The sequence below is a fragment of the Arthrobacter sp. AG258 genome, assembly GCF_004364695.1.
Classification (GTDB): Bacteria; Actinomycetota; Actinomycetes; order Actinomycetales; family Micrococcaceae; genus Arthrobacter.
On sequence record NZ_SOBI01000003.1, the window covers coordinates 347,995 to 373,895 of the forward strand.

The window sequence follows — 25,901 nt, forward strand, 5'->3', positions numbered from 1 at the left end:
CGCAGGAGCAGGATTCCAAGTACTGCCCCATCCCAAAAACAGGTACCAGCTACGCATTCACCGGGCGCTTCCTGGCCACTAAATTCTTCCCAGAGGCAATACCACTTCCGCTTTCGGTACTTGACTCACTAGGGGGGTGTGGGAATGGCAATGAATGCACCACACCCACGAACAGGTTTCCCGGCCCGCAGGGCCCGGGTAGTAAGCGGGGCCGGCGACGAGGAGCTCTTTGAGACCAAGGGCTCTCCCCCAGCCGTCGCCGGCCCTCCAACCTCACGCGGCCCCGGCGGGGGCAGTGCTGCCACGGTTGCGCCTGCCTCTCCAGGACCCGACGGCCACCGTAATCCAGCCCTCCTGTTGGACCTGGTCAGCGGCGCCCAAACCCTCGCCGACTCCCTGGACCTGCTGGTGGCCGCATCCGCCGGGCACATCGCCAGGACGGCGGGGATTGAGGTGGGTTGCGGCCTGGTGCTGCAGCAGCCCAAGCGGAGTCCGGCGCTGTCCGGCACCTCCGAAGAGGTCCTCCGCCTGCTCGGCTGGGAACGCGGGTCCGCGGAGGGGCCGGTGACCGATGTCTTGTCGGGAGGCCATCCGGTGGCGGTGCTTCAACGGAACGGTGACTTCCGCTGGCGGCAGTATTCCGGGCGGCTGCAGTCCGCCGGATACGGCAGCGCCCTGGCAGTAAGGCTCCAGCTGGACGCCGGGGTCCCTGCGGCGGAGATATTTCCCGCCGAGGCCGACCCCGGCCGGATGACCGCGGCCCTTGCTTTTTTCGCACCGGATGCGAAAGCCTTTCCGCTCCAGGTCATCGCCGAGGCCCGCGGGTTCGCCACCCTGGCCGCCAGGAGCCTTCACATGGCCATCGACCTGCACACTGCCCGGTCCCTCGCGACCGACCTCCACTCTGCCCTGGACAGCAGGACGTCCATCAACGTCGCCTGCGGGGTGATCATGGCCCAAAACAGGTGCTCCTACGAGGAGGCGTTCGCCATCCTCGCAAAAGCATCGAGCCACCGGAACATCAAGGTCCGCAAGGTGGCGGAGGGCATCCTGGAGCGGCTTCCGGAGGGGGCGCCGCAGCCGCACTTCGGCCGCTGACATGTTGTGATCCCTGCTTTTCACCAGTGGGTCAGGACGTCAACGTGCCCCTGGCGATGCTCACGCTGGAGTGTGCGGGGTTGCCATCCATTGGCTCGTCCGACACATCCACCACCGGGTACTGGGAGAGGTCCAGGCCGGTGGGCACCTGAAAGGTTCCGGACGTGGAGTTCATGACGCCCAGGCTGACCAGCCGGGTCAGGTCCGGGGCGATCAGCCACACCTCCTGGTAGCCCTTGGCTTCATCCTTGTCCAAGCTGATTTCCAGCTTGCGGGAGCCGTCTGGACCCGTCACGACCTTCGCCGACCCTGACGCTGAGTGCTGGGCCAGCGGCGCCAGCCGGGCAGCAGCAAGTTCCTGGGGCCCGGGCGGACGGTTCAACGCCCAGATGGCACCGGAAACCACCAGCGCAGCAGCAGCCGCCGTTGCCAGCAACGGGCCGGGGCGGTGCCACCACGCGGCCTTGGTCCTGCCGCCCCCGGCCCGGCCACCGAGCCGGATGACGTTCGACGGCGGCGCCGGCGCTGGCGGCGCGGCCACCCCTGACGCCACCGGGCCCTCCGCTGGCTCCTTCACGGCGAGCGGATCCTCCCGCAGTGATTCGGAAAGGCCCAGCTCCCGATGGATTCCAGCCCATACCTGGGGCCCGGGCACGGCCAGGCGGCCGACGTCGGGGGATGCCTTCACGGCATCCACCGTGCGGCGAAGGGCGGCAAAGTCATTCGCGCACTCGGGGCAGGCCGCAAGGTGATCGCGGCCCTCCGGATCCTCCCGCCCCTCATAGAGTGCCAGGAGGCTCAACTGTTCCGGATCAAGATGCGGCATGGTCTACCTCCAATCTGCTGCGTAGATGCGACAGGCTCCGGCGGATGTGGCTCTTGACCGTACCAAGCGGGAGCCCGAGCTTTCGTGAGATCTGCTCGTGCGTCAGGTCCTCGTAGAAGGCCAGCTTCATGATGGACCCCTGCGGCTCGCCGAGCCTCTCCAACTCCCCGTCCAGAAGCAACCGGTCCGCCAGCATTTCCGCCGCCTCCGTGCCGGTTCCGGCATCGTCCCCCATGCCGGCCCCGGCCGCGGCGAAGGCCTTGCGCGCTTCCCGGGCCGCCGCCGAATGGGCGTCGGTAATGGCGTTGCGCGTGATTCCGACGATCCATGCCGGAAGCCTGGCCACCTGGGGGTTGAAGGTGTTCCGTGAACGCCAGGCCCGGATAAAGACCTCCTGGGTCACGTCGTCGGCGGCCGCACGGTCCGGAAGGGAGCGCAGGGCCAAGGTTTGCACCAGGGGCGCGAACTCGCGGTAGGCCGCTGCCAGCGCGTTCTCGTCCCCGGCCAGGAAAGAATCGGTCAGCGTGTCGTCCCACCCGCGGGAGGCCTGCCCGGGAAGCGTCACAGGCAACTCCTTCCCGGCTTCGGTGCACGAGTCAAGCGATTGGCCACCGATCATGCAGGAACCGCGGTGACAATCACATTGTCGCTGTAGTCCATCCGCTCGTCCAGCCACCTGCCGCCACAGGTGACCAGCTTGAGTTCGTGCGGGCCGGACCGGCGGAACAGGGCGCCGCTATCGAATTTATCCTTGGCCATCATTTCCACTCCCACCACCCGGTAGGTAACCGGCGGGGCTCCGTCCCGGCCCACCCGGATGACGGTCCCGGCAGCGAGGGACTTCAATGCCGAAAACGGCGCCCGGTCCGAGGTGGTGTCGATATGGCCGGCAATGACGGCGGTTCCTTCCGCCGCGCCGGGGGCCGGACCGAATTTGTACCACGACGCCCGGTTGAAGGCCTCAGGAATTTCCATCACTCCCTCTGCGGAAACTCCCCCGGGCACCACCGGCATATCGATGGCCGTGCCCGCCACGGTCAAGGAGGTGGGCGCGGACACGGCCGGAGCTGCAGGCGCAGTGGCGGGCCGGACCGGGATACCCCCGGCAGGAGGAACAACCGGGCGGACGGGAACCGCAGTTCCGCCGGGACCGGTGGGAGTGGGCTCTTGTCCGGAGAGCGCCGGACCGGGAGAACCGGTCCCTGGCGACATAGTTGCCATCGGGGGGACCGCTTCTCCCCCTGGGTTGCCGGCTCCTCCGGAGCTGCCCAAACCGCAGCCGGACAGAACCAGCGCGGCAGCCACCAGCGCGGCGGCCCCGCCACCTGCCGCATGGCGCCGGCGGCAGTCCGGTGCCGTCGTCGAGCTTGCCGTCATTCCTAACGCCTCCCTTCCACGGTGCTTGTTGCCCTTGGCAGGACCAGCCCAAGGGGCCCGTCCTTGACGGGCCGGGCCCCTTGCGCTTACGTCCTTCGCGGATTCCGCGAGGCTACTGCCCCGCCCTCCGGGCACGGACCGTGCGGGCCGCGCCTACCGCGCCCGCGAGGAGGGCCAGTGCTGCCAGTCCGAATCCGGCCGTGGCTACGGCAGCACCCGCTCCGCCGGAACTCGCCGAACCGTTAAGCGCACCCGGCACCGAGCCCGGCGCCGAATGCAGGCCCTCGATGGTTTGCACGGCAAGTTTCAGGTTCTGGTCAGCCAGGCTCCCCCAGGCATAAACGATGGTGTGTGTTCCCTCGGCCACCGCCACGTCCGCCGGGCCTATCACCGGAGTGGTGGTGCCCGTGGCGGCCACTGCGGCCGGGACGGTGCCCGGATCGAGGGTGAGTGTCTTCTCGTTCGGGTTGGCCAAGTTGGTGATCACGGGGGTGGCGCCGGCCAGCACATCGACGGCTGGGGCGGCGGCGGCATGCCTGACTGTCAGTTTGCCTTTTCCGGCCGGGATCTGGGACACATCATTGGTGAAGAGGCTGGCTGTCGGCTTGCCATCCGCACCCAGGTGGGCCGCGGCAGTGTAGTTCCCGTTGGCCGCAAGGTTGACGCTTACGGGACCAATGGCGGGTGCGGACGCGTCGGCGGCATCGGCCGCGGTGATCGCAATTTCGTAGCTGCCGGCCGGAAGCGCGAGCGGCCCGGCAAGGGTTCCCGGGGTGAAGTCATCAAGGGTACGGTTTCCGTTGACCCAGACGTCAACGGTCAGTCCGGGGACCCCGTGCAGCACGGAAAGCTGGGCGTCCCCGTCGGCTGCCTGGGCGGGACCGGCCAGAGCGATTGCGGCTGCAATGGCTGCTGCACCGGCGCCTGCGGCGAAGAATGTTTTGCGCATGTCCATCTCCTTGAACGGCCCGGCTGGCGGGCATTTTCTGCTGACACTCCTACTACCGGCCCAACCCCGGATTTGGATGCAGATTCATGGAGTTTTTTTGGTTCTGCGCGCTCCCCGCCTACGCGGGGGCGGCGGTGCTGGCCCGCACCACGAGCTCGGGCGGGACCACAGTTGAACTGACAGCGGCGCCGGACTCGATTTCCTTGAGCATGATGTCCATGCAGCGCCGTCCGAGTTCCTCGAAGTCCTGCCGGACGGTGGTCAGCGGCGGGGTGAAGTACCCCGCTTCCGGCTGGTCGTCGAAGCCCACCACGGAGACGTCGTCGGGCACTTTGATCCCCGCTTCCGTGAAGGCGCGCAGCAGGCCCAAAGCCATCTGGTCGTTGCCCACGAAGATGGCCGTCGCGGTGCGCCCGGACGCCAGCTTGCGGCCGATCGCGTAGCCGCTGCCTGCGCTCCAGTCCCCTTCCACCAGCAGGGACTCCTCCAGCCCGGCCTCCCGGAGCGCGGCGCGCCAGCCCTCCGCACGCTCGGCGCCGTCAGTCCAGTCCGGCGGGCCCGCGATGTGCCCGATCTGCCGGTGGCCTTCCTTGATGAGATGTTCGACGGCGAGCCTGGCTCCCGCGCGCTGGTCCACCATCGCGCCGCTCACCGAGGCACTGCCGGCGGAGCCCACAGCCACCACGGGCACGGGAAGGTTCATCTGTTCCAGCACGGCCAGGGTGTCCGAATGCGGTACCAGCACGGCGATACCGTCCACGGCCTGGTCCATGAAATGGCCCACCGCGTTGGATATGGCGTCCCTGCTGACTTCCCGCAGCGCGGCGATACTGACGAAGTAGCCGGCGTTGCGTGCTGCCTGCTCGACGCCCAGGAGGGTATTGGCAGGGCCGTACTGCGAGAGTTCGCTGGCCAGCACGCCGATGGTCTGCGAGCGCCGGGTGACCAGGCTCCGGGCAGCGGTATTGCGCCGGTACCCCAGTTCGGCAATGGCCGCCTCCACCTTTTCCCGCGTCGCCTTGCTGACGTTGGGGTGGTTGTTCACCACCCGGGAAACGGTCTGGTGGGAGACGCCGGCTACCCTGGCCACGTCTTCCAGGCGCGGCATCCGGCCCTTGCTGGTATTTGCCATGTGCCTATTGTGCCTTTCGGCCGCGGCGGCAGCCTGTTTTGCAGCGCCAGCGGTGGGAACAAATCCTTGCGCGGCCCCCTGGTGGTGGGAAGGATGAGGGTGATCCGCGCCTGCAAAGAAGGAGCCTGCCCAATGACCAAGTACCTGATCTCGTTCCCCAGTGGCGTCATGGACGTCCCCGACGGCGGGCTGCAGGAAGTTGCCGACGCGGCCCATGCGGTGGTCCAGGAGGCAAAGGAAGCCGGTGTTTGGGTGTTTGGCGGGGGCATCGACGAGAGCGTCCCTCCCGTGATGGTCAGCGGCGACGGAGCAGTGCGCGAGGGCACCTACCCCCAGACAGCGCAGATCGAGGGCGGCTACACAATACTGGAGTTGCCCACGTACGACGCCGCCCTTCACTGGGCCTCCAAGATCGCCACCGCCTGCCGCTGCGCCCAGGAAGTGCGGGCCTTCCAATACGATCCCGCCAGCTGAACGCCGAACACGGCAGACACTGGGGCCCTGGAGCAGCGGTGGAGCTGGAGTATCCGTTCAGCGGCTCATGGCTGGTGCAGAACTCCCCCGCAAACCGCGTCCCCAGCCACGGGACACCGCGATTTGGCACCAGCTGCGCCATCGACTTCACGCCGCCACCCAGGCCGGGCGGTTGCGGGAAGGACCCCGGCCGGGCTTCCGGCGTTCCCATCTCGTTCCGTGGCGGGATACCGCGCAACGGGATAGTCGTGCGAGCCTGAATCCCAGGCTTAAAAGGAAAAGGCCCGCCTCACGGCGGACCTTCAAAACCTTCTGCGGGTGGGCCCTGTGGGGCTCGAACCCACGACCCACGGATTAAAAGTCCGATGCTCTACCAACTGAGCTAAAGGCCCCTGCCGGTCGGTCAGACACGCTGTGTCGTTCCGCCCGGCCCAATCCATTTCTGGACGTTAATACTCTAACCCATGGTTCCGGCGTCTTTCGCACCTGGTCCGGGAGCCGCCGTCGTGCGCTTGTCCGGGGCCAAAGGCACTTTCTGCGGGGACCGGGCGAACGCGACGACGCTCGATTTCCGCTGCGGCACAGGAGTAGCGTGGGGGCATGAGCGAGCAAGCAGGAACCAGCCCCTACGGCGGCAGCAACCGGCACCACAAACCAAAGCCGTTCGCCCCGATGGATTTCGAGCCGTTCGCCGGCGGCGCCGATCCCGCCCGCGTCTCGGAGGCCGCCCACCTTGCCGCGCAGGCGCTGGTCCGCCATGGCCGGGACAGCGACGATCCCGTCATTACCGAACGCCTGGTGAAGCTCGCCGACGAGCAAGGCCTGGATGCCATTGCCGAGATGTGGGCCGAAAGCCCGGCCCGCTCCCTGCCCGGTGCGCTCTGGCGGCTCTACGCGCTCCGTGCCGCCACCGTCCGTGACCCCGAGCGGATATCTGTCTACTTCCGGGCCGGCCGGGACACGGCACAGGTGTCCAACGTGGTGGCCGGTGCCGCCGAGCCGCCGGGCGCTGATGAAATGCGCACCATGGCGGACGCCATCCTCTCAGGCGCGTTCGACGGCGATTTCGACGTCGCGCTGGAACGCTCGGCAGCTTTCTGCCGGGTGGTGGCCCTCGGCCAGGCCACGCTCGCGGACGGCGCCGAGCACGCCAATGAGGCCCACGCCAGCAAGCTGACCCGCAACTCGCACCAGCTGGTCAAGACCGCCGAAGACCTGGAACACGCCGCCAACGCGTGGCGCCTGGGCGAACTCGATTAGGCGCCGCCCCGATATTTTCCGCACCCGCCAACGGCCGGCTGTCAAGATTGACTTGGGCGGGGCGAAGTAGAAGACTGAAGCCGGTGCCGAGCCGCGAAACCCCCGGGCTTCAACAATTAGCCGCCTAGAGCGGCCTACCGCCGAGAGGCGTATCCGGTTCGGCACCATTTTTCTGCCCTCGTCCCGGCAGCCAATTCAAGGCACACTCTTTCGGGCCGGTAGAGTAGGCGACAGTTGCGCGTCGGCGTCAAGTCACACGGCAGCAACGCCCGCCTTGAACAGTCCCCGGAGACCGGTAAACACGTGAAGCTGCGCCTTTTTCCCCAGGAGCCCGCAGGGCTGAACCTCCTATCGCAGATGGCACAACAGATCGTGCTGGCCAGCGCAACCCTGGCCGAAATCCTTGGCGTACCCGTGGACGAACACGGCAAGCTCGTAGATCACATGCACAACCTCGAGGCCAAGTCCGCCGAGCTGCATTTCGCGCTGCTGACGCACATGCGCTCCAGCTTCGTGAACCCCCTCCCCCGCGAGGACATGTACGCCCTGTCCCGCTACCTCAACGAGGCCATGGAGAAGATGGACGCGGCCGCGGAACTGGTGGCCCTGTACAAGCTGGACCGCCTGCCCAAGCGGGCGGCCGACCAGCTGGAGATCATCAGCCGGCAGGCGGAGCTGACGGTTGATGCCATGCGCCGGCTCAATGACCTGGATGACCTCGAGGATTACTGGATCGAGATCCTGCGCCTTGCAAAACGCGCCGAACGCACCCACCGGGTGTGGGTTGCCGACATGATCGCCGACATGAAGTGGGCGCAGTACTCGCGCAACCGGGACATCGCCAACCAGCTGGTGGAGGTCACCAAGGACATGCGGCGGGTGGCCACCCAGGTAGGCAGCATCATCGTCAAGGAATCCTGACGTGGCCGCAGCCATCTTTGCTGGGGTGGTCCTGCTGGCCGCAGCGTTTGCCTTCCTGAACGGCTTCCGTGATGCCTCCACCTCGGTTGCCCTCGCCGTGCGGAACCGCGCACTCACGCCCAGCGTGGCCGTGCTCCTGGCTGCGTTTTTCAACTTCGTGGGCGCCCTGCTGAGCGCAATGCTTGCCGTTGCAGCCAGCCGGACCTGGATCAATCTCCCGGCCGGCCCGGGCGGCCTCGCCATCCTGGTGGCCGGCCTGGCCAGCGCCTGCGCCTGGGGCCTGCTGATGTGGCGCCGCGGCATCCCCGCCTCCTCCACCCATGCCCTGGTGGGGGGACTCGCAGGGGCGGGACTGGCCAGCCTTGCGGTGGGAGGCCCTGGGGTGGCGGGCGTGGACCAGTCGCTGCTGTTCCAGGTGGTCCTCCCGCTGGTGCTTTCCCCGCTCGTGGCCTACAGCGGATCCTTCCTGCTGGTCTATCCGGCCACCTGGGGAGCGCGCTACACCCAACCCAACGTGGTGAACCAGCGGTTCCGGAGGGCGCAGGCGATTGCCGCCGGCGCGGTGGCTTTCGGCCACGGCCTGCAGGACGGGCAGCGGGTCAGTGCCGTGCTGTTGCTGGCCCTGCTTGCGGCAGGGTACGCCGACGGCGGGATCCCCATCTGGGTGGCCTTGCTGTCGGCGGTGATGATGACAGCCGGGACGTTGTTCGGAGGATGGCGGATCTCGTACACCATCGGCTACAAGATCACCCGGATCGATCCCCTGCGCGGCTCCGTGGCGCAGACCTTCAGCGCGCTGATGCTCTTCGTGGGCGCCATCGGGTTGCACTGGCCGCTGTCCACCACCCACACCGTCACGGCGGGCACCCTGGGCGCGGGCGAGAACCAGCACTTTTCCGTGACCAACCGGAAGCTGGTCATCAGGATCATCTGGCTCTGGGTCCTGACGCCGGTAGCCACCTGCGCCTTGGCCTTCGTGCTGGCGCTGGCGCTGTCACCGCTGGCCAGGTAGCCGGGAACCGAAGAAGTGCGTGGCCCTAGATGGCAGCGGGTGCTGCTTCAGGGCCCAGCAGGATCGCGGCCAGCTCTTCGGCAGACAGGTTCGCCGCCGTGCAAAGTTCATCCCGGGCGACACCCGCAGAAGAAGCCTTCCGGACCGCCTGGCGCAGCGCTTCGAGGGCGCTGTCCAACTCCCACTGCTTGCCCTCGAGGTAGGAACTGGTCCGCCACACCTCCGTGAGCACATCCTCCGCATCCCCGGCCGCCGCTATTGCCTCCGGGTCGATTTGCGGGACGAGCGGCCCACCCCCAAGGGTGGCGGCGAGTCCGGCGGCCGCGTCAAAGTCCTGCACGTGCACGGCGGGCTTCGCCGGTGCGCCCGCAGCGGGTACGGAAACCGTAAGCTGGGGGCCGGGGTTGCTGGCCGTCTGCGTCATGGCAAAACTCCTAAAGCTGGCTTACTACTAGTTTCAAAAGTATCTAGTTCAGCGTACTAAATGCTGTCGGAGTTCGCCACCACCGAGCAGCTGCCTACCCGAAGCGTCCCGAGACGTAGTCTTCGGTGGCCTTCTGCACCGGGTTGCTGAAGATGGTGTGGGTGTCACCGTACTCGATCAGCTTGCCCGGCTTGCCCGTCCCGGCGATGTTGAAGAAGGCCGTCTTATCGGAGACGCGGGCGGCCTGCTGCATGTTGTGGGTCACGATCACCACGGTGTACTGGTCCTTGAGCTCATTGATGAGGTCTTCAATGGCCAGGGTGGAAATCGGGTCCAGGGCGGAGCAGGGCTCGTCCATCAGGATCACCTGCGGCTCCACGGCGATGGCGCGGGCGATGCAGAGGCGCTGCTGCTGGCCGCCGGAGAGGCCGGAGCCAGGCTTTTCGAGCCTGTCCTTGACCTCGTTCCAGAGGTTGGCGCCTTTGAGCGAGCGCTCCACCAGGACATCGGCCTCGCCCTTGGAGATCTTCTTGTTGTTCAGCTTGACGCCGGCCAGCACGTTGTCGCGGATGGACATGGTGGGGAACGGGTTGGGCCGCTGGAAAACCATTCCAATCTGGGAACGGACCGTCACAGGGTCCACGCCGGGGCCGTAGAGGTTGTCGCCGTCCAGCAGCACCTCGCCTTCCACGCGGGCGCCGGGGATGACCTCGTGCATGCGGTTCAAGGTCCGCAGGAACGTGGACTTGCCACAGCCGGAGGGGCCGATGAACGCGGTGACGGACTTGGCCTCGATGTTGATGCTGACGTCCTCCACGGCGAGGAAATCGCCGTAATACACGTTCAGGTCCTTGACGTCGATGCGCTTAGACATGGTGTTCCTTCACTTACTGGGTATGGGTTGAAGTCTAGGATCCGCCACGGTGGGACGGAAGGCCGGGCCGGCGGCCTGGTTACCGGCCGGTCTTGGGGGCGAAGATCCTGGCGATCAGGCGGGCCGCCAGGTTCAGGACCATGACCAGGATGATCAGCACCAACGCCGCGCCCCAGGCCCGCTGCGAGGACGGATCCGGGTTCGATGGCGAGGTGGGGTTCAGGATCTGGGTGTAGATGAACGTGGGCAGTGATGCCATCCACCCGCCGAAAACATTGGAGTTGATGCTCGTGGCAAAGCCCGCGGTGACCAGGATGGGTGCCGTCTCGCCGATGACCCGGGCGATCGCCAGGGTGACGCCGGACGCGATGCCGGAAATCGCCGTCGGGATGACCACCTTGAGGATGGTCCGCCACTTGCGCACGCCCAGGGCGTAGGCGGCCTCGCGCAGTTCGTTGGGGACAATCTTGAGCATTTCCTCGCTCGAGCGGACCACCACGGGGATCATCAGGACAGAAAGGGCGACGGCGGCCACGGCACCGGTCTTGGTCCCCGGGCCCACCACCACGAAGAAGAATGCGGCGGCAAAGAGGCCGGCCACGATGGAGGGGATGCCGGTCATGACGTCCACGAAGAACGTGATGGCCTTGGCCAGGCGGCCATCGTGGCCATACTCCACCAGGTAGATGGCCGTGAGCAGCCCCACGGGTACGGAGATGACGGTGGCCAGCAGGGTGATCTGTACGGTGCCCAGGATCGCGTGGTAGATGCCGCCCATGACCGGGCCGCCACCCTCCACGGCCTTGTTGTCGAACGCGCCCGTGACGCCGTTCATGGAGGTGGTGAGGAAGCCGGGATCCAGGAGTCCCGGAATGCCGTTCACCAGTACCGTCCAGATCACCGAAACGAGCGGCAGGAGGGCCACCAGGAATGAGCCAACCACCAGGCAGGTGGCCAGCTTGTCCTTGGCCCTGCGGGAACCTTCCACCGCTGCGCTCCAGGACACCAGGCCGATGGCGAAGAGCAAGGCCGAGACCACTCCCCACCCGAACGCATTGAAGCCGATCAGGGCAAGGATGGCTGCGCCGACGATCAACGCCGCGGCAAGGACGGCGTAGGGGGCGTATTTGGGCAGCTGGCCCTTGGTGAGCGCGGACCGCTTGCTGCGGACCGGGGTAAGCGTGGAGGTCATTTAGTTGGCTCCCGAGAATTCTTTGTGCCGGGTGATGACCCAGCGGGCGATCATGTTCACGGCCAGGGTGATGACGAACAGGACCAGGCCGGCGGCGATCAGGGTGCTGACCTTGATGCCGCTGGCTTCCGGGAAGTTCAGGGCGATCTCGGCCGCGATGGTCTGGTTGCCGGACTGGATCAGGCTGGCGGTCAGGGCGCCGGAGGACAGGACCAGGGCAACGGCCATGGTTTCGCCCAGTGCGCGGCCCAAACCCAGCATGATTGCGCTGATGATGCCCGGGCGGGCGAAGGGCAGCACGGCCATCTTGATCATTTCCCAGCGGGTGGCACCGAGCGCCAGTGCGGCCTCCTCGTGCAGCTTGGGGGTCTGCAGGAAAATCTCCCGGGACAGCGAGGTGATGATGGGCAGGACCATGACAGACAGGACGATGCCCGCAGTGAGGATGGTCTTGCCGGTGGTGGAGGCGGGGCCCTGGAAGATGGGAAGCCAGCCCATGTTCTCCGCGAGCCATCCGTAGGCGGGAGAGATCTGCTTGGCCAGGAACGCTGCGCCCCAGGCGCCATAGACCACGGAGGGGATGGCGGCGAGCAGGTCCACGACGTAACCGAGTCCGGAGGCGAGCCGGCGCGGCGCGAAGTGCGAGATGAAGAGGGCTACTCCGATGGCCACCGGGGTGGCGATCACCAGCGCGATGACGGCGGCGATCAGGGTCCCAATGACAATGGGCCAGATGTAGGCGAAGAAGCCCTGTCCGCCCTGGATCTTGTCGGCGGGAGCGGTCAGCGCGGGAATTGCCTGGACCACCAGGAAGAGTGCGACGCCGAAGAGGACGGCGAGGATCAGGCAGCCGGCGGCCAGTGCGGCCCCGGAGAAGACTTTGTCCCCGGTGCGTCCGGCGCCCTGTGAACTGGTCAGGGAGGTGGCGGTCATTCGACGGCCCTTCGATTCGTTGCTGGATTAAGGAAGCAGGGTGCAAAGCCAAGTTCCCCGCACTGCCTTCCGGCAGGCGGGGAACCCGGTTTTGCGGCGATGGTTAGGACTTGACCTTGATCGAGTCGATGGCCTTGGCGGCCTTGGCTGCGAGGTCGGAGGACAGCGGAGCGGACTTGGCCGAGTCCGCGGCGGCCTTCTGGCCCTCAGCGGAAACTACGTAGTGCTCGAAAGCCTTGACCAGGTCAACGGTCTCCTGCTTGTCGTACGTGGTGCACAGGACGTGGAAGGACACCAGGACGATCGGGTAGGCGCCGGCGATGGTGGTCTTGCGGTCCAGCTTGATGGAGAGGTCGTTCGCGGCGCGGCCGTCAACGGGCTTGCCGGCGTCCACTGCCTTGGCGGCGGCATCGGCGGAGATCTTGGTGAAGGAATCGCCCACCTTGATCTGTGCAACGCCCAACTTGCCGCTCACGGCGGAGTCGTCGGCGTAGGTCACGGCGCCGGGGGTGTCCGTCACGGTCTTGACCACGCCGGAGGTGCCCTTGGCGTTCTCGCCCTGGAGGCTGGCGGGCCAGACACCGGCGGCCTTGTCCGTCCAGACGTCGGAGGCTGCGGCGGACAGGTAGTCCGTGAAGTTCTGGGTGGTGCCGGAGTCGTCCGAGCGGTTCACCGGGGTGACCTTGAGGTCGGGCAGCGAGACGCCCGCGTTGAGGGCAGCGATCGCGGGGTCGTTCCACTTGGCGATCTGGCCGCGGAAGATCTTGGCGACGGTGGTGGCGTCCAGCTTCAGGTCGGTGACACCGGGAACGTTGAAGGCCACGGCGATCGGGGAGATGTAGACGGGGACGTTGATGGCGCCGTCGGGGCCGCACACGGACTTGGAGGAGGCGTATTCGTCATCCTTCAGGTAGGCATCCGAACCGGCGAACTGGGCCGAGCCGTCGAGGATTGCCTTGCGGCCGGCACCGGAACCGTCCGGGGAGTACTGCACGCTGGCGCCGGAGTTGGCGGAGGCGAAGTTCGTCTTCCATGCGTCCATGGCCGCACCCTGCGCAGAGGAACCGATGCCGGTCAGCGTGCCGGTGACCTTGGTGCCGGACGAAGCCTGGTTGCCGGCAGGCGCGGTGCCCGTGGCGTTGTCTGAACCGCAGGCGGACAGCGCGAGTGCGCCCGCAGCGATAACAGCGATAGCCGCGTGGCGGCCGAAGCGAAGTGCCTTCACTAGATGTACCCCTTCCAGGGTTATTCAGGTGCGGGACAGGGACGGAGAACCCTGCTGCGCGATGCGTACGTTGTGTACCTTCAAGAAAGTTATGGGCCGCAGGTAACGGGATGGGCTGTCCAAAGTGAACGGATGATTAACGACGGCGGGATATTGGCTGACAAATGCCGGGTCACCATTGCGCAGATCACATCCGCAGCCGTAGTGGAGCCGTGCCCGGCAGCGGACGGGCACTGAATAGACTTGACCGCATGGCCATCCCAGCAGGACTCTCAGCAGGCCGGCGGTTCCTGCGCACCCGCATCCGGACCGGGCTGATCCGCAGCCGCAACTCCTTCGTCCCAGCCATCCAGATGACCATCTGCGCCGTGGGCGCCTACGCTTTCGCGGAGTACGTCCTGGGCCATTCCGGGCCCCTGTTCGCCGCCACGTCCTCGCTGATCGCGCTCGGGTTTTCCCGGGAGCCGCGGCTGCGCAGGGTGATGGAGGTGGGCCTGGGCTGCACCATCGGCATCGCCGTGGGCGACCTGCTCCTGCACTGGCTGGGCGGCGAAATCTGGGTGGCCGCCGTCGTGCTTCTCTTCTCCATCCTGCTGGCCCGGTTCCTGGACAGCGGAAACATCTTCACCACCCAGTTGGCACTCCAGTCGCTGCTGGTGGTGCTGCTGCCGGCACCGTCCGGGGGCCCGTTCACCCGGAGTATCGACGCCGTGGTGGGGGGCCTGTGCGCGCTGCTGGTAACCATCCTGGTGCCCAAGGACCCCCGCCGTGAGCCGCGCCGCGACGTCCAGAAACTGCTGCATGAACTGGCCGAGGTCCTGCGTGAATGCGCAGGTGCGCTGGCGAACAGCGATTCCACGCAGGCGTGGCACGCGCTGATCCGCGGCAGGAACTGCCAGCCCCTGGTGGATGCCATGCGGCAGTCCCTTCGGGCGTCAGGGGAAGTGGCCACGCTGGCGCCGGCCTACCGGCGGCACCGCGACGAGCTGGAACGGCTGACGCAGTCGCTGGACTTCATCGACCTGGCGCTGCGGAACAGCCGCGTCTTCGCGCGGCGGCTGACCAGCGCCATCAACCACACCGCCCTCTCGGACGAGGCAACGGACAGCATAGCCGGGGTGCTCCAGGAGACGGCTGCCGCCATTGATGAGCTCTCGCTGGGCCTGGCGGAAACGCACGACGGCGTCCGGCGCGCCCACCTGCGCACGGCCCGGCGCGACCTCAGTGAGATAGCGCTGCGGCTGCACCCGAAGCTGTTGGAGGTCCAGCGGCTGGAGGGCGAAACGGTGGTCATGCTGTTCCGCCCCCTCATGGTGGACCTGCTGGAAGCAACAGGCATGGACGCGGCCGAGGCACGGGACATCCTGCCCGCGCTGTAAGAACCGGCGGCTAAGCCTGGGCCCATGGCCGCAGGGTTCCCCGGCCGGGCTTGCGAGGTCCGGGAGCGCGTAAGGACGAAGGCCGCGTCGACGCTGATGTCAGTGGCCGCCGCTAGGGTTGAACCCATGGCAACAAAGACTTCCCGGGCATCAAAGGCGCCCGCCTATAAATGCGCCGAATGCGGCTGGACCACCGCCAAATGGGTGGGCCGCTGCGGCGAGTGCCAGGCGTGGGGCACCGTCGAGGAAACGGGCACCGCGGTGGCCCGGACCACGGCCGCCACAACGGTGCTGGAACCGGCGCGTCGTATCGCGGATGTTGACGCCACTACGGCGGCGTTCCTGCCCACCGGCGTGGACGAGCTGGACCGCGTCCTGGGCGGCGGGCTGGTTCCCGGCGCGGTGATCCTGCTGGCGGGTGAACCCGGCGTGGGCAAGTCGACGCTGCTCCTGGACGTGGCGGCCAAGTTCGCCCGGACAGCCCAGGACGTCCTCTACGTCACCGGGGAGGAGTCGGCAGCCCAGGTGAAGCTGCGCGCGGAGCGGATCGACGCCGTCGCGGAGTCCCTCTACTTGTCCGCGGAGACAGACTTGGGCCAGGCACTGGGCCAGGTGGAACAAATTGAACCGCGGCTGCTGATCGTGGACTCCGTGCAGACCCTCAGCAGTGCGGACGTTGATGGCAGTGCCGGCGGCGTTTCCCAGGTGCGCGAGGTGGCGGCATCGATCATTGCCGCGGCCAAGCGGCGGAACATGACCACTTTGCTGGTGGGGCATGTCACCAAAGACGGTTCGATCGCCGGGCCGCGGCTCCTGGAACACCTGGTGGATGTGGTGTGCCAGTTCGAGGGCGAGCGGCACTCCCGGCTGCGGATGCTGCGCGCCGTGAAGAACCGCTACGGACCCACCGATGACGTGGGCTGCTTCGACCTCAACGAAAACGGAATCGAGGGCCTCGCCGATCCCAGCGGGCTGTTCGTCAGCCGCACCAAGGACCCTGTTTCGGGCACTTGCATCACGGTCACCATGGAGGGGCGCCGTCCCCTGCTCGCCGAGGTTCAATCACTCCTGGCCGAAAGTCCCAACGCGCAGCCGCGCCGGGCCACCAGCGGCCTGGACAGTTCACGGGTGTCAATGCTGCTGGCGGTACTGCAGCAGCGAGCGGGAACCATGCTGCACAAGGACGATTCCTACGTCGCCACCGTTGGCGGCGTCAAGCTCAGCGAACCGGCCACGGACCTCGCCGTGGCCCTCGCAGTAGCATCGGCGAAGGCCCGCAAACCGCTGCCCATCCGGCTGATTGCTTTTGGCGAGGTGGGGCTGGCCGGCGAAGTCCGTCCGGTACCGGGGATCAACCAGCGCATCCAGGAGGCCCACCGGTTGGGATTCACGCACGCTGTGGTCCCCGCCAGCCACACGGGGCCCGGTCCCGTGCCCGCCGGTTTCTCGGTGCGGGAAGTGGAACACCTGACGGAGGCGCTGAGCCTTTTGATCGGGTGACCGCATGCCAATAAACCCGCCGCCCACCGTGAGAACCTGCATTCACCCGGGTACTGTGGCTGCAGGACCTTCTTGCAAACGGAGGCATGACATTTCTGTGCTGGGGGCAGCGTGGTAATCCGGGAACCGCAGGGCACCACCGATGTGCCCGGCCTGGCGCGCATTGCGCTGCCCGAACCAGTGGTGTCGGACCGGCTTGACGGGCTCTTCGGTGGGCTGAGCGCCCGGCAACGGGTGATGGCCAGCCAACTGCCCGTCAGCCTGACCGTGGCACTGGTGGTGGTGGCGGCCGCCGTGTTCAGCCCGTGGACCCTCACGGACAGCAGGTTCCTGAACGCTTTGCTGTTCCACCTGGCGATCGCCGCAGCGTGCGTCGCCGTCCCGTGGGGACGGCTCCCGTCCGGAGCATTCGCCGTCATCCCGCTTCTTGACTGCCTCGCCATCGGCTTTACCCGCGAGGCCGGCGGGCCGCCGTTCAGTGTCCTGAGCCTGATGCTGGTATTCCCCGTCATTTGGCTCTCGGCCCAGGTCCGGCCGTACATGCCCGCCCTCGCCATTGCCGGGACCGTCCTCAGCACCGTGGTCCCGGCAGCAGCACTGGGGTCGCCGCCTGTGGCCGGCTCGATGATCCGTGTCCTCATCCTGCCCCTGGTCATGTCCGTTATGGCCGTAACCGCGCACGTGGTGGCCACCACCATCCGCCGGCACCGGACCAAGCTGATGGACAGCGAGTATCACCTTGGCCGGACGCTGGACGAAAGCGTCCGGCGCCAGAACCTGCTTGATGCAGTGCTCGGCGCCGTGGGCGTCGGCGTGTGGGTGGTGGACCGCAACGGCAACACGGTGCTGACGAACAAGACCCTGCAGTCCGATCCTGCGCTGGCCGGCCTTGTTGCAGTGGGCGGCGGACATACCCAGTTGCTGGCGGCAGACCGCACCACGCCTGTTCCGGCCGGTTCACGTCCTGCTGAGCGCGCCGCCGCCGGGGAAGTGTTCATGGACGAGCTCTACTGGGCCGGGCCGGCGGACGGCCAGCGCGCCTATTCAGTGAGCTCACATGGCTTTCCTGCTGCCGGCGGCCAGGAAGCCGGCGGGGTCATCACTTTCGCGGACGTAACCGACCTGATCAGCGCCCTGGCTGCCAAGGACGACTTCGTGGCCACCGTTTCGCACGAGCTGCGGACTCCCCTGACCTCAATCCTCGGCTACCTCGAACTGGTCCTCGACGAGCCTGGCCACGACGACATCCGCGCAGAACTGCTGGTGGTCCGGCGCAACGCTGACCACCTGATGGGCCTGGTCAACGACCTCATTGCCGTGGCCTCCGAACGCGTGGAGCTGTCCCTGGAGGAGACGGACCTTGCCCAGCTGGTGAGCCGCGCGGTTGACGCCGCACTGCCCCGCGCGGCCGGGAACGGCCTGCAGGTGAAGCTCGAGGTGGAACAGCCGCTCCCCGTGCGCGCAGACCCGGCCAGGATCAGCCAGGTCCTGCACAACCTGCTGTCCAACGCCGTCAAATACTCCCCGGACGGTGGGCTCATCACAGCCACCGCTGCCAGGACCGAGGCCGGGCTGGTTTGTTCCATCACGGACACCGGCGTGGGCATGAGCGAAGAAGAGCAGGAGCAGGCATTTACCAAGTTCTTCCGCTCCGCGCGCTCGCGGTCCACTGCCATACCGGGGGCAGGCTTGGGATTGCCGGTCAGCAAGACCATCGTGGAAGGCCACGGCGGATCGATCAGCCTGGCCAGCGAACCCGGTTCGGGCACCAGCGCCACTTTCATCCTGCCGGAATCATGAGCCGCCCGGGGCGGCGATCAGGAACCGGAGCCGGTCAACCAGTTCGAGACGTCACTGCGCAGCACCATAAGGGGCCCGCCGGTTGAGCTGACGTTGCCGTTTGCCACGTAGTAGCCGCGGCCGGATCCCGTTCCCCCGGCGGCACGGTCCAGCGCTTCCACCAGGTGCCGCGGCAGGTGGCCCTGCGGACCCAGGCTGCGGAGTTCAGCAACTTCCTCCGGCGTGAGCCGTCCCAAAACCTCAGCAATATTGGCCATGACCGGGTCCCTTCGAGCAGAGTGCCTGAAGGAATAACCTAAAGCAGGGCCGTGAATACCACGTTAACGGCGGACGGCGATTGAGCGTCGTCAACAACAGCCGGGAAGGAACCCAAATGCCGGTTCGAAGTGCAGGCATCCTGCTGTACCAGCGGCCTCAGGGCCACGCGGCCGGCCCCGGCGATGGGCTGCAGGTGTGGATCGCCCACATGGGCGGCCCGTTCTGGAGCAGTAAGGACGCCCATGCCTGGTCCATCCCCAAAGGGGAGTACTCCGACGGCGAGGATGCACTGGCCGCGGCGCAGCGCGAATTCGCCGAGGAAATGGGCGTCCCCGCCCCTGACGCCGAATACCGCCTGTTGGGTGAATTCCGGCAGTCGTCGGGAAAAATCATTACCGTCTTCGCAGCCGAGGCCGGGTTTTCACCGGAAGCCATCCGCAGCAACACCTTCCCCCTTGAATGGCCCAAGGGATCGGGAAAGATCCAGCACTACCCCGAGATCGACGACGCCCACTGGTTCCCGGAGCAAGAGGCCCGGCTCAAACTCGTGAAGGGCCAGCTGCCCGTCCTGGACGCGCTGCTCCAGGACCTTTCACCGGCTTAGGCAGGAACTTGCAGCTGTTCCTTGGCCCGGCCCTGACGGCGGCCACTGACATTACGATGCCCGGCTAAGCTAAGTCGTTACCTTTTGATACCCGGAGGGCATCATGTTCACGTTCGACCAACTGGCCGGCTTCATCGCCGTAGCGGAGGAGCTGCACTTCGGCAGGGCTGCCGAGCGGCTGAACATGACGCAGCCTCCCCTGAGCCGGCAGATCCAAAAGCTGGAGAAGATCGTCGGGGCCGAGCTGCTGGAGCGGGACAACCGCAAGGTGGAGCTCACCTCCGCCGGCCGGACGTTCCTGGACGAGGCCCGACGGCTCATGGCGCTGGCCGAACGCGCACCTGCAACGGCCCGCCGGATCGCGTCCGGACGCTCGGGCGTGCTGCGGATCGGTTTCACGGCAGCCAGCGGCTTCAGCATTCTTGGCCCCGTGCTGGACGAGCTGTCACGCGTCATCCCCGACGTCGATATCGAGCTGCAGGAACTGGTCACCGGCGAGCAACTTGCGGGGCTGCTGACCGGCGAACTGGACCTGGGCCTCGCCCGCCCGCCCTTCGACCAGGCCACCTTTGACTCGCGCCTGCTTTACCGGGAATCCATGGTGCTTGCCGTACCGGAAGGTCACCGGCTCGCACTCCTGGACCGGCCGGTCACCGCGGACGACCTCAACGACGAGCCACTGATCATGCATTCCCCCACCCAGGCCCGATACTTCTACGACCTCGTCATCCGCATGTTCCCCGTCCGGCACGCCAACGTGGTGCATACGGTCAGCCAGATCCTCACCATGGTTTCGCTGGTGGCCGCAAAGCGCGGACTGGCCTTCGTTCCCCACTCGGCCACCACGCTGGGCATAGACGGCGTCGGCTTCCTGCCACTGGCGGGCGGGAGCCGCGAGCCAGTGGAACTGCACGCCCTGTGGAACCGGCGGATCACCAACCCCGCGCTCTCCCGCCTGCTCCGGGACCTGAAATTCGCCACGGAATAACGGCGCTTCCCGGGTCCGGCACAAGGCACGCGGATTCATTCATCCATGCCTCAAAGGTATCAAAGCATCCAAAAAAGCACTTGGACAGGCATCAATAACGGTCCCTAGGCTGGAGAAAACCACCCAGACCCGCCGCCCGCGGCAACACACCGGAGGACCCCATGGCACGGTACACACCCCAGGAACTGGCGGACACCCTCAAGGAAGGACTGCTGTCCTTTCCCGTCACCTCGTTCGATGCAACCTTGGCGTTCGACGAGGAGAACTACCGCAAGCACCTGGCGTGGCAGGCAAGCTTCCCGGTGGCCGGCCTGTTCGCTGCCGGCGGCACCGGCGAAGGCTTCTCCCTCACCCCGGCCGAATCGGAACGGGTGGTGCGCACCGCCGTCGACGAAGTGGGAGCCCGGGTCCCCGTGCTGGCATCGGCCGGCGGGTCCACCGCCCAAGCCATCGAAAACGCCAAGGCGGCAGAAGCCGCCGGCGCAGAAGGCATCCTGCTGCTGCCGCCCTACCTGACCGAAGCAGACCAGGAAGGGCTGGCCGGGCACGTCAGTGCCGTCTGCCGCGCAACCTCGCTCGGCGTCATCATCTACAACCGCGCCAACGCCATCTACAAGGACACCACCGTGGCGACCCTGGCCGAACGGCACCAGAACCTGATCGGGTTCAAGGACGGCGTGGGAGACCTGGAACATGACGCCCGCGTCTACGCCAAGCTCGGTGACCGGCTCTTCTACCTGGGCGGCCTGCCCACGGCGGAAACGTTCGCCCTGCCCCTGCTGCAGCTGGGGATGAGCACCTACTCGAGCGCCATGTACAACTTCGTCCCGCAGTTCGCGCTGGATTTCTACCAGGACGTCCGCAACAACGACCGCGCCGCCGTCAACAAGAAGCTCAACGAGTTCGTGATCCCCTACCTGGACATCCGCGACCGTGTGAAAGGCTACTCGGTGTCCATCGTGAAGGGCGGCCTGGACGCCATCGGCCGGTCGGCAGGGCCGGTGCGCACGCCGCTGCAGAACCTGGCTCCGCAGGACCTCGCGGACCTCAAAGCCCTGATCGCCACCGTTTCCTGAGAGACAAACAGCACCACTCCCACCACAGGAGGAACCCATGAACCTCACCGGACATTCACTCATCGCCGGCCGGCCGGTTGCCGGCGACGGCAAGACCACCAACGGCTTCGATCCGGCCACCAATAAGGCCCTGGAACCGGCCTATTCCCTGCTCACCGCGGAACAGCTCAAGGCCGCAACGGCCGCAGCCGCCGAAGCGTTCCCGTCCTTTCGCGCCCTGGACCCGGAAACCCACGCCGCGTTCCTGGAAGCCATCGCGGACAACATCGACGCCATCGGGGATGAACTCATCACCCGCGCCGGGCAGGAATCCGGCCTGCCCGCAGCCCGGCTCACCGGTGAGCGTGCCCGCACCACCGGCCAGCTGCGCCTGTTCGCCGGCGTGGTCCGCCAGGGCGACTTCCGCGGCGTCCGGATCGACCCCGCCCTCCCCGACCGCACACCGCTCCCCCGCGCAGACATCCGCCAGCGCCAGATACCGCTCGGCCCGGTGGCCGTGTTCGGCGCCAGCAACTTCCCGCTCGCCTTCTCGACGGCGGGCGGAGACACTGCCTCGGCCCTCGCCGCAGGCTGCCCGGTCGTCTTCAAGGCCCACAACGCCCACCCCGGCACCAGCGAACTCGTGGGCCAGGCCGTCAGCAAAGCCGTCAAGGAAGCAGGACTGCATCCCGGCGTCTTCTCCCTGATCTACGGTCCCGGCTCCAGCATCGGCCAGGCACTGGTCGCCGACCCCGCCATCAAGGCTGTCGGCTTCACCGGGTCCCAGACCGCCGGCCTCGCCCTGATGCGCACCGCCGCCGCGCGCCCGGAACCCATCCCGGTCTACGCGGAAATGTCCTCCCTGAACCCGGTGTTCGTTTTCGAGGGCGCCCTCGCCGGCAGCCCCGACAGCATCGACGCCCTGGCCCGGCAATACGTCGCCTCCGTCACGGGCAGCTCAGGCCAGCTGTGCACCTCCCCCGGCCTGCTGTTCGCCCCCGCAGGCGAGCCGGGAGACAAACTAGCCGCCGCCGTCGGACGCGCCATCGCCGCCAGTACCGGCCAGACCATGCTCACCGAAGGCATCGCCGCGTCCTGGAACACCGGAACCGAAGCGCTCAGCTCGGCCGCCGGCGTCGAACTGATTGGCCAGGGCTCTCCCGGCACCACCGAAAACGCCCCGGCACCGGCCATCTACGGCACCGGCGTGGACCAGTTCACCGGCAACCCCATCCTGCACCAGGAAATCTTCGGTGCGGCGTCCCTGGTGATCCGCTACAAGAGCATCGAAGACCTGCTGCAGGCTGCCTCCCGGATAGAGGGCCAGCTCACCGCATCCCTGCAGCTCACCGAACCGGACTACCCGACGGCGGCACGGCTGATCCCCGTCCTCGAACAAAAAGTGGGACGCATCATCGTCAACGGCTGGCCCACCGGGGTGGAAGTTGGCCACGCCATGGTCCACGGCGGCCCCTTCCCGGCCACGTCGGACACCCGCACCACGTCGGTGGGAACGCTGGCCATCAACCGCTTCCTGCGCCCGGTGGCCTACCAGGACCTGCCCCAGGAACTGCTCCCCGAGGCGTTGCAGGACGCCAACCCCTGGCACCTGAACCGGCGGATCGACGGCGAGGTCGCCCCCGCCGAAGCGGAAGCCGCGCTGGGCGCGTAACTTACGCGCCCGTTATCACCAAGGCCACGCTGTGGCCGCCAAAACCGAAGGCATTCACCAGCCCTGCCGGGGCAAATCCCGGCGGAAGGCGGTGGGTGCCTTCGGTGATGACGTTGAGGTCCACGTCGGGGTCCTGCTCCTCCACGTTAAGCGTTCCCGGCACCTGGCCGGTCCGCAGGGCTTCGAGGACCACGACGGCGGCCAGGGACCCGGCACCGCCCAGCAGGTGGCCGGTGTGCCCCTTGTTGGAGGTGACCGGCACGTCGGCGCCGAAGACGGCGTTGATGGCCTGGCCTTCCAGCCGGTCACCAACGGGAGTGGAGGTGGCATGCGCATGGATGAACCCGATGTCCGCCGGCTGCATCCCGGCCGAGTCAAGCGCCTTCTGCATGACCCGGCGCTGCATGGCGGGGTCCGCGGCCACGATGTCGTTGGCGTCGGAGGTCACGGCCCCGCCGGCCACGGCACCCAGCACGGCGGCACCGCGCGCACGTGCGTGTGCCTCACTTTCCAGCACCACCACTGCGGCGCCTTCTGCCAGCACAAAGCCGTCCCTGCCGCCGTCGAACGGGCGGGAGGCGCGCTGCGGATCGCCGGTGCGCGTGGACAGGGCACGGATCTGCGAAAAGCCGCTGATCACCAGATCGTTCACCGAGGCGTCCACCCCGCCGGCAATCACGACGTCGGCGGCACCCGAGCGGATCATTTCGGCAGCCTGCACAATCGCCTCAGCCCCTGACGCGCAGGCGCTCACGGGCGTCCGGGCGCCGCCACGGGCACCAAGGTCGATGGACACCCACGCGGCGGGGCCGTTGACCATGAGGCGGGTGAGGGTGTGCGGGGACACCTTGCGCGGGCCGGAGCGTCCCAGCGCGCGGTCCTGCTCGAGGGTGGAGCCAAGGCCGCCGTAGGCGGAGCCGATCACCACGGCGAACCGCTCCGGGTCCACGTCCGGGGTGCCCGCTTGGGTCCAGGCTTCCCGCGCCGCGACCAGGGCCAGCTGGCCGCAGCGGTCCATCCGTTTCATTTCACGGGTGCCCAGGTGCTCCGAAAGGTCCGCCGTGACCTGCCCGGCGATCTTGACCGGCAACTGCTCCGCCCAGTCCTGGGTCAGCTCCGCAATCCCTGAGCGCCCGTCCAGCAGCGCCTCCCAGGTTTCCTTCACGGTGGAACCGAGCGGGTTGATGGTTCCGGCGCCGGTGACCAGGACGCGTGGTTGGACAGGCATGTCAGGCATCGGAGCCGCCCTACTTCGCCGGGTTGTGCGTGCCGATGGGCAGCAGCGTCAGGTCCGGATGGTTCTTCTCGATCCGCCGCAGCGCCCAAACGTCATTGAACAATGCGAGGTATTCGCCGTCGGACCGCAGGAGCACCTCCGCGCCCGGAACGTTGGCCAGGGCAGGCATAGCGTCCGCCGTCGAAATCCGGGCCAGGGAGTACGGCAGGCGCTCCAGGCGCATGGGAGCGCTGAAGTCGTGCGCCATGCGGTCCTCCACCACCTCGAACTGCATGGGTCCGACGGCGGCGAGCACCGGTGCCTGGTCGCCGCGGAGGTCGGAGCGGAGGAGCTGGATGACGCCCTCATGCTCGAGCTGTTCGATGCCGCGGCGGAACTGCTTGAACTTGCTGGGGTCCTTGGACCGTGCCACCTGGAAGTGTTCCGGGGCGAACAGCGGGATGGCCGGGTATTCCACTGCTTCGTCAAGGAACAGGCTGTCTCCCACCCGCAGCGAGGAAGCGTTGACCAAGCCAACCACATCGCCGGGGTAGGCCTCGTCGATGACCTCGCGTTCGCGGCCGAAAACCTGCTGTGCGTACTTGGTGGCGAATGATTTTCCGGTGCGGGTCTGGGTGACCACCATCCCGCGCTCAAAGACGCCGGAGCAGACGCGGATAAAGGCCACGTGGTCCCGGTGCGCCTTGTTCATGCCGGCCTGGACCTTGAACACGAAGCCGGAGAACGGCGCTTCCACCGCTCGGGGGTTGCCGTCGATGTCCGGCCGGGGAGCTGCGGGCGGAGCGAAATCCACCAGGGCGTCCAGCAGTTCCTTGACACCGAAGTTGAGTGCGGCCGAACTGAACAGGATGGGGGTGGCCTTGCCGGCGTGGAAGGCATCGACGTCGAACTCAAGGTTGGACTCGATGACCAGTCCGGCCTCATCCACGGCGTCGGACCAGTTGCTGCCCTGGTTTTCGGCGGCTTCCTCCGGGGTGAAGTATTCCGTGATGGCGATCTGGGCGCCGGCATTGTTCCGCTGGAACCGGGCAAAGCGGTCGTTGCGGAGGTCCCAGACGCCGCGGAAATCGCCCGAGATGCCCACGGCCCAGGTCAGCGGCATGGGCTGCAGGCCGGTGCGTTCGGTGATTTCATCCATCAGGGCCAGGGCGTCCAGGCCCGGGCGGTCCCACTTGTTGATGACGGTGATGATGGGCAGGTTGCGCTGCTTGCAGACCTCGAAGAGCTTCATGGTCTGGGTTTCCAGGCCCTTGGCGGCGTCCACCAGCATCACGGCACAGTCGACGGCGGCGAGCACCCGGTAGGTGTCCTCGGAGAAGTCGGCGTGGCCGGGGGTGTCCAGCAGGTTGATGACGGTGTCCCGATAGGAGAACTGCAGCGCCGCAGAGCTGATGGAGATACCGCGGTCCTTTTCCATCTGCATCCAGTCCGAGACCGTTTCCCGGCGGTTGGCCTTGCCGCTTGAGGCGCCGGCCGTGCCGATCACCTTTGCGTGCAGGGCCAGCGCTTCGGTGAGCGTGGACTTACCGGCGTCCGGGTGGGAAATGACGGCGAAGGTCCTGCGGCGGCCCGCTTCCTTGTGAATCTCGGAGATCCGGGCGGGGGTCAGGACATCTTGGGACACGGTGCTACTTTCGCTGCGGTTGTGGCTGCCCAGGGGCCTGTCGGGTAGTGCGCTGCGACTCAAGGGCGGGGAATGTCATTGGCAAGC

General features: G+C 67.1%; 25 protein-coding genes and 1 tRNA gene. 12 read left to right on the forward strand and 14 right to left on the reverse strand.

What is annotated here, in order from left to right; translation table 11 throughout:
• Positions 1-150: 150 nt before the first annotated feature.
• The gene (locus DFO47_RS08005; RefSeq protein ID WP_243835389.1) at positions 151-1,098 is read left to right on the forward strand and encodes a GAF and ANTAR domain-containing protein; all 948 of its coding nucleotides are present in this window, start codon (positions 151-153) and stop codon (positions 1,096-1,098) included.
• Positions 1,099-1,129: 31 nt separating this feature from the next.
• On the opposite strand, the gene DFO47_RS08010 is transcribed toward DFO47_RS08005, so the two are convergent.
• From DFO47_RS08010 to DFO47_RS08030, 5 genes are all read right to left on the reverse strand, one after another.
• Positions 1,130-1,924, reverse strand: a complete 795-nt coding sequence (locus DFO47_RS08010) for an anti-sigma factor (protein WP_018763212.1) — start codon at positions 1,922-1,924, stop codon at positions 1,130-1,132.
• Entirely contained in the window at positions 1,911-2,489 is a 579-nt protein-coding gene (locus tag DFO47_RS08015; RefSeq protein ID WP_018763211.1) for a sigma-70 family RNA polymerase sigma factor, read from the reverse strand. The genes DFO47_RS08010 and DFO47_RS08015 overlap by 14 nt, the downstream gene beginning before the upstream one ends.
• 50 nt (positions 2,490-2,539) lie before the next feature.
• On the reverse strand, positions 2,540-2,983 hold the full coding sequence (locus tag DFO47_RS21215; protein ID WP_243835391.1) for a class F sortase: 444 nt from the start codon (positions 2,981-2,983) through the stop codon (positions 2,540-2,542).
• A gap of 430 nt (positions 2,984-3,413) precedes the next feature.
• Positions 3,414-4,250: a DUF4397 domain-containing protein gene (locus tag DFO47_RS08025; RefSeq protein WP_133831281.1), complete on the reverse strand. Its 837-nt coding sequence runs from the start codon at positions 4,248-4,250 to the stop codon at positions 3,414-3,416.
• A gap of 118 nt (positions 4,251-4,368) precedes the next feature.
• Entirely contained in the window at positions 4,369-5,382 is a 1,014-nt protein-coding gene (locus DFO47_RS08030) for a LacI family DNA-binding transcriptional regulator (protein WP_133831282.1), read from the reverse strand.
• Between the two features lie 132 nt (positions 5,383-5,514).
• Here DFO47_RS08030 and DFO47_RS08035 point away from each other — a divergent pair, with 132 nt between their 5' ends.
• Positions 5,515-5,856: a YciI family protein gene (locus DFO47_RS08035; protein WP_133831283.1), complete on the forward strand. Its 342-nt coding sequence runs from the start codon at positions 5,515-5,517 to the stop codon at positions 5,854-5,856.
• A gap of 319 nt (positions 5,857-6,175) precedes the next feature.
• Here DFO47_RS08035 and DFO47_RS08045 read toward each other — a convergent pair.
• Positions 6,176-6,248, reverse strand: a tRNA-Lys gene (locus DFO47_RS08045).
• A gap of 208 nt (positions 6,249-6,456) precedes the next feature.
• Here DFO47_RS08045 and DFO47_RS08050 point away from each other — a divergent pair.
• From DFO47_RS08050 to DFO47_RS08060, 3 genes are all read left to right on the forward strand, one after another.
• Positions 6,457-7,116 carry a hypothetical protein gene (locus DFO47_RS08050; protein ID WP_018763206.1) on the forward strand — a complete coding sequence of 220 codons (660 nt, stop codon included), beginning with the start codon at positions 6,457-6,459 and terminating at the stop codon, positions 7,114-7,116.
• 303 nt (positions 7,117-7,419) lie between these two features.
• Positions 7,420-8,037, forward strand: a complete 618-nt coding sequence (locus tag DFO47_RS08055) for a nuclease PIN (protein ID WP_133831284.1) — start codon at positions 7,420-7,422, stop codon at positions 8,035-8,037.
• Position 8,038: 1 nt separating this feature from the next.
• On the forward strand, positions 8,039-9,049 hold the full coding sequence (locus DFO47_RS08060; protein ID WP_109044037.1) for an inorganic phosphate transporter: 1,011 nt from the start codon (positions 8,039-8,041) through the stop codon (positions 9,047-9,049).
• Between the two features lie 25 nt (positions 9,050-9,074).
• On the opposite strand, the gene DFO47_RS08065 is transcribed toward DFO47_RS08060, so the two are convergent.
• From DFO47_RS08065 to pstS, 5 genes are all read right to left on the reverse strand, one after another.
• Complete coding sequence (locus DFO47_RS08065) at positions 9,075-9,473, reverse strand: hypothetical protein (RefSeq protein WP_018763203.1); 399 nt, start codon at positions 9,471-9,473, stop codon at positions 9,075-9,077.
• Between the two features lie 94 nt (positions 9,474-9,567).
• A complete protein-coding gene (gene pstB / locus DFO47_RS08070; RefSeq protein ID WP_018763202.1) occupies positions 9,568-10,347 on the reverse strand; it encodes a phosphate ABC transporter ATP-binding protein PstB in 780 nt (259 codons plus the stop codon).
• A 79-nt stretch (positions 10,348-10,426) separates the two neighbouring features.
• Entirely contained in the window at positions 10,427-11,539 is a 1,113-nt protein-coding gene (gene pstA, locus DFO47_RS08075; RefSeq protein ID WP_018763201.1) for a phosphate ABC transporter permease PstA, read from the reverse strand.
• Positions 11,540-12,472, reverse strand: coding sequence for a phosphate ABC transporter permease subunit PstC (gene pstC, locus DFO47_RS08080; RefSeq protein WP_018763200.1), 933 nt, complete (start codon positions 12,470-12,472; stop codon positions 11,540-11,542). It abuts the gene before it with no gap.
• A 103-nt stretch (positions 12,473-12,575) separates the two neighbouring features.
• A complete protein-coding gene (gene pstS / locus DFO47_RS08085; protein ID WP_018763199.1) occupies positions 12,576-13,697 on the reverse strand; it encodes a phosphate ABC transporter substrate-binding protein PstS in 1,122 nt (373 codons plus the stop codon).
• Positions 13,698-13,948: 251 nt separating this feature from the next.
• Here pstS and DFO47_RS08090 point away from each other — a divergent pair, with 251 nt between their 5' ends.
• The 3 genes from DFO47_RS08090 to DFO47_RS08100 all read left to right on the forward strand — a co-directional run bounded on the left by DFO47_RS08090 (position 13,949) and on the right by DFO47_RS08100 (position 18,376).
• Positions 13,949-15,076 (forward strand): FUSC family protein, encoded by a 1,128-nt coding sequence (locus DFO47_RS08090; RefSeq protein ID WP_133831285.1) that lies wholly within the window; start codon positions 13,949-13,951, stop codon positions 15,074-15,076.
• A gap of 126 nt (positions 15,077-15,202) precedes the next feature.
• On the forward strand, positions 15,203-16,576 hold the full coding sequence (radA, locus tag DFO47_RS08095; protein WP_018763197.1) for a DNA repair protein RadA: 1,374 nt from the start codon (positions 15,203-15,205) through the stop codon (positions 16,574-16,576).
• Positions 16,577-16,687: 111 nt separating this feature from the next.
• Positions 16,688-18,376, forward strand: a complete 1,689-nt coding sequence (locus DFO47_RS08100; RefSeq protein ID WP_133831286.1) for a HAMP domain-containing sensor histidine kinase — start codon at positions 16,688-16,690, stop codon at positions 18,374-18,376.
• A gap of 17 nt (positions 18,377-18,393) precedes the next feature.
• On the opposite strand, the gene DFO47_RS08105 is transcribed toward DFO47_RS08100, so the two are convergent.
• On the reverse strand, positions 18,394-18,633 hold the full coding sequence (locus tag DFO47_RS08105) for a hypothetical protein (RefSeq protein WP_018763195.1): 240 nt from the start codon (positions 18,631-18,633) through the stop codon (positions 18,394-18,396).
• A gap of 116 nt (positions 18,634-18,749) precedes the next feature.
• On the opposite strand from DFO47_RS08105, the gene DFO47_RS08110 reads away from it, so the two are divergent.
• The 4 genes from DFO47_RS08110 (at position 18,750) to DFO47_RS08125 (ending at position 22,953) form a co-directional block, all read left to right on the forward strand.
• On the forward strand, positions 18,750-19,238 hold the full coding sequence (locus tag DFO47_RS08110; RefSeq protein ID WP_133831287.1) for an NUDIX domain-containing protein: 489 nt from the start codon (positions 18,750-18,752) through the stop codon (positions 19,236-19,238).
• Between the two features lie 103 nt (positions 19,239-19,341).
• Positions 19,342-20,226 (forward strand): LysR family transcriptional regulator, encoded by an 885-nt coding sequence (locus tag DFO47_RS08115; protein ID WP_133831288.1) that lies wholly within the window; start codon positions 19,342-19,344, stop codon positions 20,224-20,226.
• 161 nt (positions 20,227-20,387) lie between these two features.
• Entirely contained in the window at positions 20,388-21,302 is a 915-nt protein-coding gene (kdgD, locus tag DFO47_RS08120) for a 5-dehydro-4-deoxyglucarate dehydratase (protein ID WP_109044041.1), read from the forward strand.
• Between the two features lie 37 nt (positions 21,303-21,339).
• A complete protein-coding gene (locus tag DFO47_RS08125; RefSeq protein ID WP_133831289.1) occupies positions 21,340-22,953 on the forward strand; it encodes an aldehyde dehydrogenase (NADP(+)) in 1,614 nt (537 codons plus the stop codon).
• Position 22,954: 1 nt separating this feature from the next.
• Here the strand turns inward: DFO47_RS08125 and DFO47_RS08130 are convergent, their stop codons facing one another.
• The gene (locus DFO47_RS08130; RefSeq protein WP_133831290.1) at positions 22,955-24,190 is read right to left on the reverse strand and encodes a beta-ketoacyl-[acyl-carrier-protein] synthase family protein; all 1,236 of its coding nucleotides are present in this window, start codon (positions 24,188-24,190) and stop codon (positions 22,955-22,957) included.
• A gap of 10 nt (positions 24,191-24,200) precedes the next feature.
• Positions 24,201-25,814, reverse strand: a complete 1,614-nt coding sequence (locus tag DFO47_RS08135; RefSeq protein ID WP_018763189.1) for a peptide chain release factor 3 — start codon at positions 25,812-25,814, stop codon at positions 24,201-24,203.
• Positions 25,815-25,901 lie beyond the last annotated feature (87 nt).